12 protein-coding genes and 1 pseudogene are annotated in these 16,152 nt (G+C 38.4%); 9 read left to right on the top strand and 4 right to left on the bottom strand.

Annotation, left to right across the window (positions count from 1 at the left end; translation table 11 throughout):
* The first annotated feature begins 8 nt into the window (after window positions 1–8).
* Together V3I05_RS01440 and V3I05_RS01435 are read left to right on the top strand one after the other, a co-directional pair.
* Window positions 9–560 carry a restriction endonuclease subunit S gene (locus V3I05_RS01440; RefSeq protein WP_343353779.1) on the top strand — a complete coding sequence of 184 codons (552 nt, stop codon included), beginning with the start codon at window positions 9–11 and terminating at the stop codon, window positions 558–560.
* Between the two features lie 485 nt (window positions 561–1,045).
* Complete coding sequence (locus V3I05_RS01435) at window positions 1,046–2,050, top strand: aldo/keto reductase (RefSeq protein WP_343354237.1); 1,005 nt, start codon at window positions 1,046–1,048, stop codon at window positions 2,048–2,050.
* Between the two features lie 139 nt (window positions 2,051–2,189).
* Here the strand turns inward: V3I05_RS01435 and V3I05_RS01430 are convergent, their stop codons facing one another.
* Window positions 2,190–2,675 carry an Rrf2 family transcriptional regulator gene (locus tag V3I05_RS01430; RefSeq protein WP_300599451.1) on the bottom strand — a complete coding sequence of 162 codons (486 nt, stop codon included), beginning with the start codon at window positions 2,673–2,675 and terminating at the stop codon, window positions 2,190–2,192.
* A gap of 144 nt (window positions 2,676–2,819) precedes the next feature.
* On the opposite strand from V3I05_RS01430, the gene V3I05_RS01425 reads away from it, so the two are divergent.
* The 6 genes from V3I05_RS01425 to V3I05_RS01395 all read left to right on the top strand — a co-directional run bounded on the left by V3I05_RS01425 (window position 2,820) and on the right by V3I05_RS01395 (window position 12,423).
* Window positions 2,820–4,316 carry an MFS transporter gene (locus V3I05_RS01425; protein WP_343353778.1) on the top strand — a complete coding sequence of 499 codons (1,497 nt, stop codon included), beginning with the start codon at window positions 2,820–2,822 and terminating at the stop codon, window positions 4,314–4,316.
* Between the two features lie 159 nt (window positions 4,317–4,475).
* Window positions 4,476–4,673, top strand: a complete 198-nt coding sequence (locus V3I05_RS01420) for a hypothetical protein (protein ID WP_343353777.1) — start codon at window positions 4,476–4,478, stop codon at window positions 4,671–4,673.
* Entirely contained in the window at window positions 4,651–7,743 is a 3,093-nt protein-coding gene (locus V3I05_RS01415; protein ID WP_343353776.1) for a type I restriction endonuclease subunit R, read from the top strand. The genes V3I05_RS01420 and V3I05_RS01415 overlap by 23 nt, the downstream gene beginning before the upstream one ends.
* A 20-nt stretch (window positions 7,744–7,763) precedes the next feature.
* Window positions 7,764–8,402, top strand: a complete 639-nt coding sequence (locus tag V3I05_RS01410) for a CatB-related O-acetyltransferase (RefSeq protein ID WP_343353775.1) — start codon at window positions 7,764–7,766, stop codon at window positions 8,400–8,402.
* Between the two features lie 655 nt (window positions 8,403–9,057).
* Window positions 9,058–11,634 (top strand): ATP-dependent Clp protease ATP-binding subunit, encoded by a 2,577-nt coding sequence (locus tag V3I05_RS01400; protein WP_343353774.1) that lies wholly within the window; start codon window positions 9,058–9,060, stop codon window positions 11,632–11,634.
* A gap of 90 nt (window positions 11,635–11,724) precedes the next feature.
* Complete coding sequence (locus tag V3I05_RS01395; RefSeq protein WP_343353772.1) at window positions 11,725–12,423, top strand: thioredoxin fold domain-containing protein; 699 nt, start codon at window positions 11,725–11,727, stop codon at window positions 12,421–12,423.
* A gap of 27 nt (window positions 12,424–12,450) precedes the next feature.
* Here the strand turns inward: V3I05_RS01395 and V3I05_RS01390 are convergent, their stop codons facing one another.
* From V3I05_RS01390 to V3I05_RS01375, 3 genes and pseudogenes are all read right to left on the bottom strand, one after another.
* On the bottom strand, window positions 12,451–14,103 hold the full coding sequence (locus tag V3I05_RS01390; protein ID WP_343353771.1) for an McrC family protein: 1,653 nt from the start codon (window positions 14,101–14,103) through the stop codon (window positions 12,451–12,453).
* Window positions 14,093–14,786 (bottom strand): annotated as a pseudogene (locus V3I05_RS01385) (AAA family ATPase); the annotation flags it as partial. The gene V3I05_RS01390 and the pseudogene V3I05_RS01385, both read right to left, overlap by 11 nt.
* 609 nt (window positions 14,787–15,395) lie before the next feature.
* Window positions 15,396–15,575 (bottom strand): hypothetical protein, encoded by a 180-nt coding sequence (locus V3I05_RS01375; RefSeq protein WP_343353766.1) that lies wholly within the window; start codon window positions 15,573–15,575, stop codon window positions 15,396–15,398.
* 150 nt (window positions 15,576–15,725) lie between these two features.
* Here V3I05_RS01375 and V3I05_RS01370 point away from each other — a divergent pair, with 150 nt between their 5' ends.
* Window positions 15,726–15,908, top strand: coding sequence for a hypothetical protein (locus V3I05_RS01370; RefSeq protein ID WP_300448411.1), 183 nt, complete (start codon window positions 15,726–15,728; stop codon window positions 15,906–15,908).
* Window positions 15,909–16,152 lie beyond the last annotated feature (244 nt).

Below are 16,152 nucleotides of genomic sequence, written 5' to 3'. Positions count from 1 at the left end.
AATCCTCTTTGCCGCTTGAAAATTTTATAAACATCAAATGGCAGGAATTTAGAATCGGAGAGTTGTTTGAGATGATTAAGCCTAAGTGTTCTTATGCAAAAAGAGATTTGCCAAAAGAACCAACCTCAAAATGTGATTTACCAGCTATAACTTGCACAAGCGATAATCAAGGCATAAGCTGTTATGTGCCACGACAAAATGCAGAAATTTTAAAAAATGTTATTTCTGTTGCAGCAAATGGCGATGCTCCTGCGTTTTATCAACCTTATGAATTTACGATTTTGCAAGACGCTTACGCTTTAAAATTTACAGAAAAGGAGTTAAATTCTAGTTGCTATTTGTATTTGACTTCACTTTTGCAAAAAATTCTGCAAAAGTATAATTGGAATAATAAATCAGGCTGGACAAAGGTTTCTCAAGAATTTATTTATCTCCCCACTTATCCAAACAACAAAATTGCCTTTGATTTTATGGAATCTTTTATAAAAGCCCTAGAGAAAGGAAGCATAAAAAGCGTGGTAGAGTTTAGCGAGATGAAATTAAATGCTTATAAAAAATAATAAAAAGAGATGAGATTGTGTAGATTCTTGTAGAGTAAGGTTGGCTTAGGGAATCTTATAATGAAGTCTTGTTTTTTTGTCAAAGAAACGATTATTTTTGTAAATTTTCATCACAAATCTCATTGAATACAGTGCTACCTTTAGCTCGCTTTAAAGCAATGCAAAGGAGGGTGAGAAATACATAAAAGAATATGTATGGATTGTGCAATGGGCTTAAAAACCTTACAAATAAGATTGCAAAAATGGATTCATTTTACTTTAACCCCTTGACAAACACTAAGTGTCAGGCTTTATAATTACAAAATATTTTAAAATGCAATACAAAAAGGATAAAAATGCAAGAACATTTCACACCACAGCGCACGGCTTTGCATTCAAGACGCACATTTTTAAAGACAAGCGCAGCATTTGCGACAATGGCATTTCTTAGCTCTAGCGCGGTTGCAAATGGAGTAAAAACTACAAAGGAGGTAAAAATGGCACAAATTCCACAAAGAAAAATTGGAAATTTCAAAGTCTCTGCAATCGGCTTAGGTTGTATGGGAATGAGCGCAAATCACGGACCTGCAAGGGATAAAAAAGAAATGATAAAGTTGCTGCATAAAGCGGTGGATTTGGGATATACATTCTTTGATACCGCTGAAGTGTATGGACCACACACCAATGAGGAGCTTTTGGGCGAGGCTTTGAAAGGCTATAAAGACAAAATTATTATTAATACCAAATTTGGCTTTTACTATCCCTTTGGCAAACAACAGCTAGATTCTAGCCGCAAGTCTATTATGCGCGCAGTTGATGGGAGCTTGAAACGATTGCAAAGAGATTGCATTGACCTCTACACCCAGCATAGAGTGGATATTGACACGCCCATTGAGGAAGTGGCAGGGACGATGAAAGATTTAGTCAAAATGGGTAAAATCAAGGCGTGGGCGTTAGGCGAAGCAGGGATTAAAACAATACAGAAAGCACACAAAGTCTTTGCCCCTGTGGCAATGCAGAGTCAATACTCTATGGCATTCCGCGACTTAGAGCAAAATGGCATAATGGACACTTGCGAGAAGTTAGGAATCGCCATTGTTGCTTATTCTCCGCTTGATAGAGGATTTTTAGGTGGAAGCTTTAATAAAAACACGACTTTTCATAAAACGCTTGATTTTCGCTCCACAATGCCGCGCTTCTCCAAAGAGGCGTTGGAGACCAACCAAAGCGTGGTTGAGTTTATTAAAAAGGTAGCACAGAGCAAAAGCATTAATGGCAAACCCGCAAGTGTCGCGCAAGTCGCCTTAGCGTGGATTCTTTCAAACAAAAGCTTTGTTGTGCCAATCCCAGAGACAACCAAGATTCATAGGCTAGAGGAGAATCTTAACGCAAGTTTATTGCACTTTAGCCTTAACGAACTAAAAGAAATCAATAAGGAATTAAGCAAGATTGTCATCATAGGGGATAGATACGCACCCAATAGCGATGCGGCAAAGAGTGTGGGGCTGTGAGATTTTAAAATCTTATTTGCCCCTTGACAAACACTAAGTGTTAGGATTTATACTATTATTTTATCTTGAAAGGGGCAAATATACAAAATTCACACGAAAAAATGCGTAGAGTGCTTCATCAAGACTCCCACAAACCTTATCACAATGGCAAGTTTTGCAATTTTTTCAATAAATCGCTTAATTTTACTTTTGAAAGATAAGATTCTAAAGTAATTTGTGCTTTTTCAAAAGATGAATCTAGAATAAGATGAATGTTTTTACCCAAAGGGCAGAGCTCATTAGGATTAGCGTGAAACTTAAAAAGCCGATTTTTGCCATTAGTCTCTTTGCCACCCATAGACTGCACTGCGTTAAAAATATCTAAAAGGCTTATTCCTTGTGGTTTTTTACTCAATACACTCCCGCCACTGCCTCTTGCTACATTTATTAACCCTGCAGATTTAAGTTGAGCAAGGATATTGCGGATAATCACGCTATTCACTCCCACAGAATCTGCCAAAGCCTCACTCGTCATCTTTTTGCAATGTGTTTTGTTAGTATTTGCATTGAATTCTGAATCCTCATTAAAAAACTCCAAACACAAACAGATATGGATAGCAATACTAAAGCGTGAGGGGATTTGCATAAGATTCCTTTGATTAATTTGTGGTATTGTAGCACAAGATTGTATTGTAATACTTGACATTATAACAAAACTGTTTTATACTTCCTCTATTCCTAGTTGTAATATTATTTATTACATTAAAAAGGCTAAAATCAAGGAGACCCAATGAATCCTATTCTTTTTACTATTCTACTTGCTGTATTTGTCGTGCCTAGCTCTATTTCAGGCACAGCCATCGCCCTGCCTTATATCGCAGAAAGTCTTGGGAGCGAATCTACACTCTTGCAATGGGTAGTCAATAGCTTTAATCTATTCTTTGCGTGTTTTACGCTCATTTGGGGTGCGATAAGCGATAGATTAGGGGCAAAAACTTGCCTCATAGCAGGGGTGGCAACTTATCTTTTAGGCTCAATGCTCTCTTTCCTCGCTCCTAGCTTACTTTGGCTTGATATTGGGAGGGCATTAGCGGGTATTGGTGGGGCAAGTGTCTTTGCGTGTGGCAGTGCTATTTTAATCCGCACTTTTGAGGACAAAGAACGCATAAAAGCCTTTGCATTTTTTGGCACGACTGCGGGGCTTGGCATTACTTTGGGACCTACGATAAGCGGATTCCTTATTGATTTATTTATGTGGAGGGCGATTTTTGTCTTTCATTTTCTCACTCTCGGGGCTGTTTTGCTCCTTGCCCCTATGCTACCAAAAGATATGCAAAAAGAGCAAAATGCCTTCGCATTTGATAAAATAGGTGCGATTCTCTTTGTCGTCTTTATGTCAAGTTTTATGCTCTTTATTACACAAATCCACGCCCTACAAGATCCTCAAACACTTGGAATCTTAGCCTTTTGTCTCATTGTAGCGATAGCTTTTGGAACGCACCAAAGGAACTTACATTTTAAAAACCTCGCTCCAAACTCAAACATTCCTCAACCACTTTTAGATTTTGAAGTGCTTAAAAATGCTTCATTTTTTGGATTTAGCCTTGTAACGATTATCGCAGGATTTAGCTTTGTGGTGCTACTCACTTATTTTCCTACTTTTCTCTCCATAAACTTTGGGTTATCTGCCTCTTTTTCTGGGCTTTTTATGTTAGCTCTCACTACACCTATGTTATTTTGCCCTATTTTAGCAGGTAAAATGCTAAACAAAGGGATAGATTCTAAAACTTTTGCCCTCACAATGTCTTTAATGATGAGCGTAGGAATTTTTGCGCTTTTAATCATTTTGCACACTTTAAGCGGGATTGTTTTGCAGGTAATGACACTTGTCGCACTTTTTGTTATCGGCTGTGGTATGGGATTGCACGCAGGGGCAATTGATGGGTTGGCTCTTAGCAGTGTGGAATCTTCTAAGAGTGGCTTAGGTGCTGGAGTGTTTAACTGCTTGCGTTTAGGTTCAGAAGCTGTGGGGGTTAGCCTCTATGGTGCTCTTATGGTAGTATTCATCACTGCAAAATTGCCATATTTTATCACAGATGAAGCAGATTCTACTCCCCTTATTGAAAGCATCGCAAGTGGAAATCTTAGTGCGGTTGAAAACTCGTTGATTATAGCAAATGCACCCTCTATTTATCTGCAATCTTTTTCTTACACTTTGGGAATATTGGGGCTTATAAGCCTTGCTTTAAGCTTAGGTGTTTGGAGATTGCTTAGGAGGGTAAAATAGAGTGCTTAAGCTGCATTAAGCACTTTAAAAATCTCAATTACTCTTATTATCTTAAGCAAGATTTGCTGTTTTTCTCACTCTACATTTACCAAATCTCCTTAATAAATACTAAGTGTAAGATTCTATAATATCACATATATTTTGTGTTAAGGAGGGAGTATGCGCTTTACAATCAATGATGAGAATAACTTTTTCAAAGATAAAGATAAGGCTTATATAGAGCCACCCAAAAAAATGCCATTTTTGCTAAAAATAGCCGTTTATTTAGCGCAAAAAAGCGCCAAGAAAGAAGTGCTCATCGCTAAACTTTTGACTTGGTATCCTAAGGCAAACAATGCAAGAACCTCAAAAGCTTGATGAAAACGCGGTAGAATCCCTACTCCTGCAAAGTTTAGAAAACGCAGGATATGACTACAAAAGCGGCAAGGAATTAGAGCGCAAAAGCGAGGAGTGGATACTTGAGGGCGCATTTAAAGAGGCGGTGTGGAGGATTAACTTTGCGGATTCCAAACCTTGCAATCTTAACCTAAGTTATAAAATCCAAGAGCAGCTTATAAGCGAGGCATTGGCTAGACTTAAAGCCCTTGAAAATGAGGAACTTTTGGAAGCAAATGCGAAATGCCACGCTTATCTTACGCAGGGTATCCCGCTTGAAGTGCTACTTGATGGTGAAATGCGAGGCATTCTCTTGCAAGTGCTAGATTTTGAAAACCCGCAAAACAATCACTTTTTGTGTGCTAATCAACTCCATTTTGAATCTAAAATGCCCAAACGCCCTGATGTTGTGCTCTTTATCAATGGCTTACCCTTAGTGGTGTGTGAGCTTAAAAATCCCCTAAATCCAAATGCTACCTTGCAAAACGCCTATCATCAGATTCAAACTTACAAGGCGCAGATTCCTATGCTTTTTATCTCCAATGCGCTATGTATGGTAAGCGATGGGCTAAATAGCAAGGTGGGGAGCTTGAGTACGGACTTCACACGCTTTATGGTGTGGAAAGACGAGGATAAAACCGATACGCAAATGCCCCAAATACCTGATGTATTAAAGCCTCACAATCTTTTGGAATTTACGCGCTTTTTTATCCTCTTTGAAAAAGAGACTTTTTATGATAAAGCAGGCTTATCCACGACACAAATCAACAAAAAAATCGCTGCCTATCATCAATACTATGCGGTGCAAAAGGCAATAGAATCCGCTAGAAGCGCAATGAATGGAGACAAAAGAGGAGGGGTGCTCTGGCACACGCAAGGGAGTGGCAAAAGTCTCACAATGGTGTTTTTTAGTGCAAAGGCGATTGCGAGCTTTGCCAACCCCACGCTTTTACTCATCACCGATAGAAACGACCTTGACGAGCAGCTTTTTGGCACTTTTGCTAGAGCAAAGGAGCTTTTACGCACAGAGCCGATACTCGCAACGAGTACACAGGACTTAAAAGCAAAGCTTAAAAGGGCAAGTGGAGGCATTGTCTTTAGCACGATTCAAAAATTTAGAAGCGAAAAAGAAAGCTTTGAATGCTTAAGCAAGAGGGAAAATATCCTCGTGCTATGTGATGAAGCCCACAGAAGCCAATATGGCTTTGAAGTGCGACTTGATGAGGAGGCGCAACTCCGCTATGGCTATGCAAAATATTTGCGAGACGCGCTACCAAATGCCACTTATCTAGGCTTTAGTGGCACGCCGATAGAAAAGGCAGACACGGACACAAGGCGCGTTTTTGGAGAATACATTGATATTTATGATATTGCAAGAGCGGTAGAGGATAAGGCGACTTTGCCAATTTATTATGAAAGCAGGTTAGCTAAAATTGCTTTAAGCGCAGAGGGAGAAGAGATTTTAAGCGCGCTAGATTCTAAACTAAGCAAAAGTGAGGAGCAAGAGAAAATCAACGCCAAAGCTACAAGATTATGCGAAATTGTCGGGGCAAAGGATAGGCTACAAACTATCGCAAAGGATATTTTAGAGCATTTTACACAGCGACAGAAGATTTTGCAAGGCAAGGCGATGATTGTTTGTATGAGCCGAGAAATCGCAGTGTCTTTATATGAGCAAATCGTGCATTTAAATCCCTTGTGGCATAATGAGGATTCCACAAAGGGTAAAATCAAAGTGATTATCACCGCAAAGAGCGATGATGGAGAAAAGATAGGCAAACACCACACGAGCAAGGCGCAAAGAAGCGAAATCGCTAAAAGGCTTAAAAGCATTGATGATGAGCTACAAATGGTTATTGTGTGCGATATGTGGCTCACAGGCTTTGATGTGCCACCCCTACATACGCTTTATATGGATAAATTCCTAAGCGGACATAACCTTATGCAAGCCATAGCGAGGGTAAATCGCGTGTATAAAGACAAACCGGCGGGGCTAGTGGTGGATTATTTAGGAATTGCCAATGAACTAAAAAATGCACTAGAATTTTACACTCAAAGCGGAGGCAAGGGCGCGTTTATACAAGAGAAAGCAAAAATCATAGAAAAAATGCAAGAAAACTATGAAATTACCGCGCAAATGCTGCAAGGAATCAATTATTTGCAGTATTTTACGCTTAACGCACAAGAAAAACTTCAGTTTATCGCCCAAGTTTTAGAATGTATCCTAGCCCAAGAAAATGGCAAAAAGCGATTTTTGGATAATACAACAAGGCTTTTAAAATCCTATGCAATGGCTCTGCCTTGCGAGGAAGCGGAGAAAATCGCAAAAGATGTGGCGTTTTTTGACCTCATCAAAAGGACTTTGCAAAAATACGAAAGAGAGGAGGAGCAAAAATCTCTTGTGCCACAAAGCGCAATTAGGCAAATTATTAATGACGCGATTGTGAGTGAGGGGGTAGTGAAACTTTTAGATAGCGCAGGGATTGCAAAGCCAAACCTCTCTATCCTTTCAGAGGAATTTTTAAGCGAGCTTGCCTCCCATAAACACAAAAACCTTGCCTTGCATACTTTGCAAAAGCTTTTAAATGATGAACTAAGTGCGCGTCTTAGCTCTGCACTTTCTGCAAAAAGCTTGATAGAGCGACTGCAAAAGACAATGCAAAAATATCAAAACAACCTCCTTAGTGTAGCAGAAGCCATAGAGGAGCTGATTGCCCTAGGCAAAGAACTCGTTGCGAGTGATATGCAGAGGCAGGAAATGGGATTAAAAGACTATGAATATGCCTTTTATGAAGCGATTGCCAAAAATGAAAGTGCAAAAGAAGTGATGAGTAAAAATGAGCTAAAAGAACTTGCCATAGCGATTTTTCAAACTCTCAAGCAAAATGTTAGCTTAGATTGGCAGCATAAAGAAAGTGTGCGAGCAAAGCTTCGTGTGGCAGTTAAAAGGGTGCTGCAAAAATATGGCTATCCGCCTGATATGCAAAAACTTGCAGTGGATAGAGTCATAGAACAAGCCGAGCTTGTGGCAAAAGATTTGACAGCTTTATAATTGAATATAAGGAGACAAATATGAAACATGGAATCTCGCCCAATCCAAATAATCCCTTTCCAATCAAGGGTGTGGATTATGTTTGCTATGTCAAGCCCATCATAAAGAATCCAAATGTTATCGTGGGCGACTTTACATACATTAGTGATAGTGATTTTGAGCGGCATATCAGCCACCATTACGCATTTAATGGGGATAAACTTATCATTGGTAAATTTTGCCAAATTGCTGCGGGTGTGGAGTTTGCGATGAATGGCGCAAATCATCAAATGAATGCGGTAAGCACCTTTCCTTTTAATATCTTTGAGGGTTGGAATGCACCGCCTCCAACTCCCGAAAATCTGCCGCTTAAAGGCGATACGATAATTGGTAATGATGTGTGGATTGGGCAAAATGCTACGATTTTACCCGGTGTGCATATCGGCGATGGTGCGATTATCGGTGCAAATAGCGTTGTGGGCAGCAATGTCGCACCTTATAGCATTGTGGTAGGGAATCCTGCAAAAGAAATTAAGAAGCGATTTGACGAGGAGCTGATTTCACTTTTGCTTGCGTTTCAATGGTGGGAGAAAAGCATAGACGAGATTCAAACTCTTATCCCGCTTCTTACCTGCAGCGACTTGCAAAGGGTAAAAAAGGAGATAAAACAGAGGATATAAAACAACAAAAAGTTTATTTGGCTTTACCCGATGCCTTTCTCCCTCTTGCATTTTTTTTGATATATTTAGATATAACGCAAAAATGGAGTGTCTAGAAAAAAAGGTTTATGCACAAGATTCTAGGGGCAACAAGATTCAAAATATTTGGGAGTTGAAAGATACACAAAATCCTATCTACCCAACACAAAAAATAATGTAAGAATCATTCAAATGTCCTCTAATGTGGATTCTTTAGTAATGGATTGCTTTTGTGGAAGTGGGAGTTTTTATAAGAAGCATTTTTGTTGGGACGAAAGTTCATAGGCATTGATGAAGGTAGCGAAGCGACTAAAATTAATGAACAGCAGAAATCGTGTCGTCTATGAGATCACAAGCAAACCTCCTGACACGATTGAGTCGGAGTAACTTTCCCCAAATACCATCCTTGCCTGTAGCTTAAGCAACATTCTCCAATAAAGTAATACATCATCATTCTTTAGTAGAATCTTATAGTAACTTAAAATATTTAGGCTTTGTATTGAAGCCACAAAATACTGATTTTGGGTGAGGAAAACGGATATAAAATTTAAACTTATCAGTTATTTTATAAATAAATTTGACATTAAATGACTAAACTTATATAATGCTACTCATATAAAATTTAAAGGAGTTTGCTATGAACATTTTTGAAAAATTAACTAATCAAATGAAAGAAACCCTCGATAGTGCAGCTTCTCTCGCCTTGCATTCTCAAAATCAAGAAATCACCCCCGCACACGTATATTGGGCATTTCTTGCTAATCATCAAAGTATTTTGAATCAAGCTTTAAACAAAATGAATATCGCTAAAGAGGCTATCGAGCTTCAGGCGCGTAGCGAAGTGGATAAATTGCCTAAAAGTTCAAGTGTTACAAAAGAGAATCTAAGCCTTAGCAAAGAATGCTCTGCCGCGCTACATCTCGCGCAAGGTGAAGCTACCAAAAATGGCGATAGTTACATCGCTGCGGATATGTTTTTGATTGCTAATATTAAAGATGGCGCGTTTGTAAGTATTTTTAAGCCTTTTGTGGATATAAATGAGTTGAAAAAGACCTTGCTTTCTTTACGTGGAGAGGTAAAGATAGATTCTCAAAGTGGCGATGATAATTTAGAATCCTTAAGCAAATTTGGAATTGACCTCACACAAAAGGCGTTAGAAAACACGCTAGATCCTGTGATAGGGCGAGATGATGAGATTAATGCGATGATGCAGATTCTCATACGCAAAAGCAAGAATAATCCTATTTTGCTCGGTGAGCCCGGCGTGGGAAAAACTGCTGTGGTAGAAGGTTTGGCACAAAGGATTGTGGCAAAGAGTGTGCCTGTGAGTTTGCAAAATAAAAAGCTTATCGCGCTTGATATGAGCGCGCTCATTGCCGGAGCGAAGTATCGTGGGGAGTTTGAGGAGCGGCTTAAAAATGTCGTAGAGGAGGTGAAAAAAGCAGGGAATGTGATACTTTTCATCGATGAGATTCACACTATTGTCGGCGCAGGGGCGAGTGAAGGCAGTATGGACGCTGCAAATATCCTTAAACCCGCTCTTGCAAGGGGTGAGCTACACACGATAGGAGCGACCACATTAAAAGAATATCGTAAATATTTTGAGAAGGACGCCGCACTTACAAGGCGATTTCAGCCCATTATGGTGAATGAGCCAAGCATTAATGAGGCATTGCAAATTTTGCGAGGGATTAAGCCTAATTTAGAGGCACATCATAATGTCAATATCGCAGATTCCGCGCTTGTGGCAGCAGCCAAGCTTTCTACTCGCTATATTGCAGATAGATTTTTGCCCGATAAGGCGATTGACTTAATCGATGAAGCCGCTGCAGAGCTAAAAATGCAAATAGAATCCGAGCCATTAGAGTTAAGTAAGATTAAAAAGCAGATTGCGAATTTAGAAGTGGAAAAACAAGCCTTGAATATGGAGAAAAATAATGCTAATGAGGCGCGAGTAGGGGAGATTGATAAGGAATTAGCGAATTTGCGTGAGGAGAGGGTGAGCTTAGAGGGGCGATTTGAACAGGAAAAACAGGTTTTTACCCAAATAGCTGCACTTAAATCACAGCTCGATAGCTTAAAAAGAGAATCCGAGCTTGCCAAGCGAAGTGGGGATTATAATAAGGCAGCGGAGATTGACTATGGGAAGATTCCTGATATAGAGGCACAAGAAGTGGCATTGCAAAAGCAATGGGAGGATATGCAAAATCACGGCACATTGCTTAAAAATGCTGTTACGCAAGAGAGTATAGCCGGTGTGGTGAGTCGTTGGAGTGGTATCCCGGTAAAAAAAATGCTTCAAAGTCAAAAAGATAGAATCTTAGGCATAGAAGCCGAGCTTGAAAAAAGCGTAGTAGGGCAGGAAGAGGCGATTAAGGCGATTGCACGTGCGATTAAACGCAATAAGGCAGGGCTAAGTGAGGGCGGCAGACCTATTGGGAGCCTTTTGTTTCTAGGACCCACAGGCGTGGGGAAAACACAATGTGCTAAGACATTAGCCGAATTTTTGTTTGATAATGCAAAGTCGCTTGTACGTATCGATATGAGCGAATATATGGAAAAACACGCGGTGAGTCGGCTTGTGGGTGCACCTCCAGGATATGTAGGCTATGAGGAGGGCGGAGTGCTAACTGAAGCTATTCGCCGCAAACCTTATAGTATCGTGCTATTTGATGAAGTTGAGAAGGCACACCCTGATGTGTTTAATATCCTCTTACAAGTGCTTGATGATGGGCGATTAACCGATAGCAAGGGCGTGGTTGTGGATTTTAGTAATACGATTATTATTTTGACAAGCAATATCGCAAGTGATAAGATTATGGAGATAAGTGATAAGGCACAGCGAGATATTGCCGTCAAAGAGGCGTTGAAAATGTATTTTAAGCCGGAATTTCTTAATCGCCTTGATGATGTGGTGATTTTCAATCCTTTGCGTTTAAAAGAAATTACAAAAATTGTGGATATTATGTTTGCGGCTTTGGCTAAGAGGGCAAAAGAGCGAGGCATTCACATTGCATTAAGTGAGGAGGCAAAGGCGCATATCGCAAAAGTGGGCTTTGATAGTGTGTATGGTGCGCGTCCGCTTAAAAGGGCATTGTATGAAGAGGTGGAGGATAGATTGGCGGATTTAATTTTGCGTGATGAGGTTAAAGACGGAGGGAGCGTACGTTTTGTCTGCAAAGATGATGAGATGAGCGCAGAGGTAGGGAAGTGATGACTTTTAAAGCATAAAAGGGCGCAAAATATGGAATTATTACTTAATATGGCTATAATACGCACATTTTTGTAATAGCAAGGGAGCAATATGAAGCATAAAATAGCGTTAGTTAGTGTATTGATAAGTATGTGTCATTTGGCGTATGCCCAAGCAAACAAGGATTCCCTTGAACAGACATTAAGGGCAAATAATATAGAAGGTAAAATTATTTCTAATAGCGATTTAGGAAGCGGACTAAGTATGGTAGTGATAGAGATTAGCACTCAGCACGTGCCATTTTTGGTTACCAATGATGGGAAAATGATGTTCCAGCCTGATATATCTCTCTTCCAAGATAAGAATACGGAGTCGCATATACAAGGATTCTATAAAGATCTCTACGAGAAAGAAAAGGCAAAGATTAATACTAAATTAAAGGAGCTCTTTAACGATAAAAATGCGCAAGTATTTTCCTTTAAGGCGAAGAAGCAGAGTAGTAAAACAATTTATATCGTCTCTGACCCTAATTGCCCCTATTGTCAGCAAGAATTCGCTAATCTTTCTAGGCGTCTAGAAGAAGCGAATGTGAAAATGCTACTCGTAGGATTTTTGGGAGAAGATTCTATGTTGAAAGTAGCAAATGCCCTTAAAAATAAAAGTGGCAATCAAGCTAAAGATATAGCTATGCTTAGTGCGCTTTATGGTGCTAAGGTAAAGGGGAAAGCGATGGATACAAAAGAGGCAATGGCACTCACTCAAGCGGTCGCGAATGTGGGTGTGCGCTCTGTGCCTTATATTATAGAGTGATGAATGTGTAAGTGGGTGCTTGGGATTCTATTGATGGCTTAGAGGGAAAAGGCAAATGTATAGAGTGATTTTTGGTTGATTTTGTGAATCTGCTTGTGTTACCTGCTTAGAACCTTCGCTTAAATTTTTGGCAAATGCCACAACATCAGACTTAAATGTAAAAGTAGGGGGCGTAGGCTTTGCATTGGTCTCTGTGCTATCTGTGGGGGCAGGATAAATCAAAAAGCCCTTTTTGCATTGGTATTTGCACAGATATGCCCATATTTGATAGATGTCCGCTTGAGCGATATTATCGATATTGTAATGTTTTTGTGAATCTTGGCTTAAAAGTTTCCATTTGGTATCGGCGATAAAAAAGGTTTGTGGGGTTTGTTGGATATTGTCCTTTGTGTAGCCTACAATGTCGGGAATAAGCCTAAACATTTTTTCTTTGTCTTGTTCGGCTAGATATTTTATACTTTCTTGTGTTTTAATGAAGATGTTGTGCTTTTGAATGTCGCTTTGAGAATCTTTCAAAATGTGTTGCACAAATTCATCATAAAGCCCATTTTTGTAGCTTTTATCATTCAAGTATTTTTTCATCTCACTTGCGACATAAGATTCAAATAAAATATTCATATCAAAAAGCAGGGCAAATGCTTTAGAGTTGCCCTGATATGCGCTAAAACTCTGCCTTTTTAAGAAAATTTTGCACCATAATAAAATATTTTCATATACCTTAAAATGCCTCGTGTTTTGACATCTGCTTAAATCTTTATCAATATTTTTGCTTGGCTTAATCTCTGCAAAAATAAAGTGCATTTGTATAAGTTTGCTTTGGGTTTTGCTACTAAGGCTTAGTGTCTCTAAAAGTTTTAGAGTGCTTTTGATAAGGGCATTTTCAGGGATATTATGAGAGAACTCATCACTTGCAGTAAAAAATCGCTCTTTATGTGTGAGGTTGTATTTGAGATGTTGGCTAAAAAGCAATTTGCCCTTTAAAAAAGTGCGATTTTGCTCTTTTAACACATAGTTTGCTCTAATTCCCCTTTTCACAAGGCTCTCAAGCTCATCTAAAAACATTAAAACAAAGGCTTCAAGCAGAGGAAATTGCTGGGCTTTAAGATGTGCAAATTGTGTGTGTTTCAAGGGTGAGTTTTTCAGGCTTTTTAGCATATTGAGTAGAATTTGCTTTGCTTGGCATACTTTGCATTTTTGGCTTTTTAAATTCTCGTTGTGAGGCGATGTATTGATATGGCAATCCACATTGTTTTGGATTGTTTTGTCAGTTTCACTTCCTTGTAATGATGAGCAGGTGCAATTTTTGATTTGAAACCCATTGCTTTCTTTAATGCTTTGAAATGTTTTAGGCAGAATCTCTACGCAAAAGCCGCTTTTACTTTGGATAAGCCCGACATAGTTTTGCGCTTTGAGCATATCTTTGCCATTTTGCCTAATGAGTTTTAAAAACTGATGATTGCCCTCATATTTTGTAAAATCTACAAGTTCATTGAATATGCTTTGAGCTTTCGATTCTATGGCTTTTGCTTCACTTGTGATAGTAGCTTTTGTCTCGCTCCATTCTGCATTAGAATTATTAAGAGTAGCATTTATTTTATGGTTGGCTTCAAGGGCTTGTTTAACCTCATTAAAACCAAAGCTCTGCCATTCGGCTATGCAAAGGGTGTTTTTAGGCTTCATCTTGCTCGTTTTCTTTTTCTAAGTTAATGTTATTGTCATAAATTCTTTTAAAATTCTCTATTGTCCAATTTTCTTGTTTTGTGATTTCATAAACCACTTTTTCGCTATCAAAATCATTAAATTTTCTCGTGTCAAACAACCTAGAAAATGTCAAATCTTTTTTCTTTTTCACCATTTTATTGCCATTAGGCACCGCGTCAATCTTGGCATAATCCTCATAGAAATACTCCTGCAAAAGCGGGATAATTTTTTTAGCAAAAATATTTTTTAAATCCTCTAAGTTTTTAACATCAATAAAAAAGGCGTGCCCTATAGTATGCTTTCTATCGAGCAAAAACTCAATGCGATTGTTTATAGAATCTAAAAGTTTTAGCAGATTCACATCTTTATAGTCATTATTTATTTTACTCGAATCTGGCATTAATTCTATAAACTCAAATCGCCTACGCAATGCCGTATCAAGCAAGGCTATGCTTCTATCAGCCGTATTCATCGTGCCGATGATATAGAGATTTTTAGGCACTCCAAAGGATTCATTGCTGTAGGGTAAACTTACGCGTAATTCCTCACTAGCTCCTATGCGCTTGCTTGGCTCTATCAATGTAATGAGTTAATAGAATCTTAGAAATATTCCCGCGATTGATCTCATCAATGATAAGGATATAGGGTTTTAGAGTGTTATCAATAGAATCTGTGGAAATCTGCAATTTTTTTGCTTTTTCTCGCCATTGGGGAGAGTTCTCAAAGTCTTGGATTTTTTCAAAGATGGCATAATATATTTTGGGATCAAAATATATTATGCCTTTTGGCGAAGGAATATTAAACTCCTCTTTTTTAGTATTTTTAAAATTGTTATATTCTGCAATAAGAGCAGCCACACTAAGTTTTTTGGTTGGTTTTTGTGCTGCTGATGTTTTTGCACCTAGCCATCGCTTGTCGGGATTTCCATATATTTTATAAGGACTTGATTCTTTAATTTTTGAAACAAAGAAGTTGTTATAGAATGGAAAATGATATTCTTCATTATCGTCTTCAGTTTCCTTAATTTTTTCTATAAAAGATTCTATTAGTTCTCTTACATAATCCTCTATTTGTAATGTTTCTACTGATTTTTGAGAGTTTTGTAAATTCTCTAAGGCTGCATTGCAAATTTCTTTAAAAATTCCCTCTTCTACCTTATAAACCATTTCATTAGAAAATTCTACTTCAGCATTATTTTTATCGATATCTGGCTTTATCCCCTCGATAAATTCCTCATAGGAAAAGCTTTGATGAAAGGTGATAAATTCAATTTACCTTTTCTCCTTATATTCATCAAAAAGCTTCTTTTGCTCCGCTCTATCATTTGGTATAGAATCTATGAGTTTAAATTCACGCAAGATTTCTAAGGCTTTATTGATAGTATGGTAAGTCTTCCCTGTGCCAGGATGTCCATAAAGGATTTGATTTAGAGGGATACGATTTTTGTTCATTGATTCTCCTTGTTTTTAATTTGTAGTTTATAGCATATCTTTTTTTTGCAAGTGGCATTAGACAGAATTAATAGAATTTGCCACAAAATGTAATCATTATAGTATAAAACTATTGCTATAATTTTACAATATTTAAGGAAGTTTAGGTGAATGAAGCGACAACAATTAAGCATTTCATCAAGAAATAGCCTTATCAAGAAAGAGATTCATTATGAGGAAAATATTAAGGCTTTGGCTGTAAGTTTAGTAGGCTTTATGGCAATGGCAGAGGAAAGCGGAGTGTTTGTAGGTGTAGGGCTTGGTGCTAATACTTGGCAGAGGAAAGACCTTTGATGTTCCTGATATTAAGAAAATAAGCTTTGATACAGCTCTTAATGTCGCTCTAAGAACTGTATAACCAGATACCATAGCATAGAACTCGCCGCTAGGGAACTATTTGTAGATACTATATTGCATAATCAAGATCCACTAAAATTAATTACAATGTGGGCGTAAGATATGTCTTCAGTTTTTAAGATTTGTTATTGTGCTTATAGCTTTGCTTTCGGGGAGCAGTCCCCGTTAGGCTAAGTAGAGT

This window comes from Helicobacter mastomyrinus (genome assembly GCF_039555295.1).
Taxonomy (GTDB): domain Bacteria; phylum Campylobacterota; class Campylobacteria; order Campylobacterales; family Helicobacteraceae; genus Helicobacter_C; species Helicobacter_C mastomyrinus.
Note: the sequence above shows the minus strand (reverse complement) of the source record. Positions and strands in the feature narration are given on the sequence as shown.

Bases quoted from the DNA above. Each gene is read 5' to 3' on its own strand.
- V3I05_RS01430 (WP_300599451.1), bottom strand. From the start codon at position 2,675: ATGCAAATCCCCTCACGCTTTAGTATTGCTATCCATATCTGTTTGTGT.
- V3I05_RS01425 (WP_343353778.1), top strand. From the start codon at position 2,820: ATGAATCCTATTCTTTTTACTATTCTACTTGCTGTATTTGTCGTGCCT.
- V3I05_RS01420 (WP_343353777.1), top strand. From the start codon at position 4,476: ATGCGCTTTACAATCAATGATGAGAATAACTTTTTCAAAGATAAAGAT.
- V3I05_RS01415 (WP_343353776.1), top strand. From the start codon at position 4,651: ATGCAAGAACCTCAAAAGCTTGATGAAAACGCGGTAGAATCCCTACTC.
- V3I05_RS01410 (WP_343353775.1), top strand. From the start codon at position 7,764: ATGAAACATGGAATCTCGCCCAATCCAAATAATCCCTTTCCAATCAAG.
- V3I05_RS01400 (WP_343353774.1), top strand. From the start codon at position 9,058: ATGAACATTTTTGAAAAATTAACTAATCAAATGAAAGAAACCCTCGAT.
- V3I05_RS01395 (WP_343353772.1), top strand. From the start codon at position 11,725: ATGAAGCATAAAATAGCGTTAGTTAGTGTATTGATAAGTATGTGTCAT.
- V3I05_RS01390 (WP_343353771.1), bottom strand. From the start codon at position 14,103: ATGAAGCCTAAAAACACCCTTTGCATAGCCGAATGGCAGAGCTTTGGT.
- V3I05_RS01375 (WP_343353766.1), bottom strand. From the start codon at position 15,575: ATGAACAAAAATCGTATCCCTCTAAATCAAATCCTTTATGGACATCCT.
- V3I05_RS01370 (WP_300448411.1), top strand. From the start codon at position 15,726: ATGAAGCGACAACAATTAAGCATTTCATCAAGAAATAGCCTTATCAAG.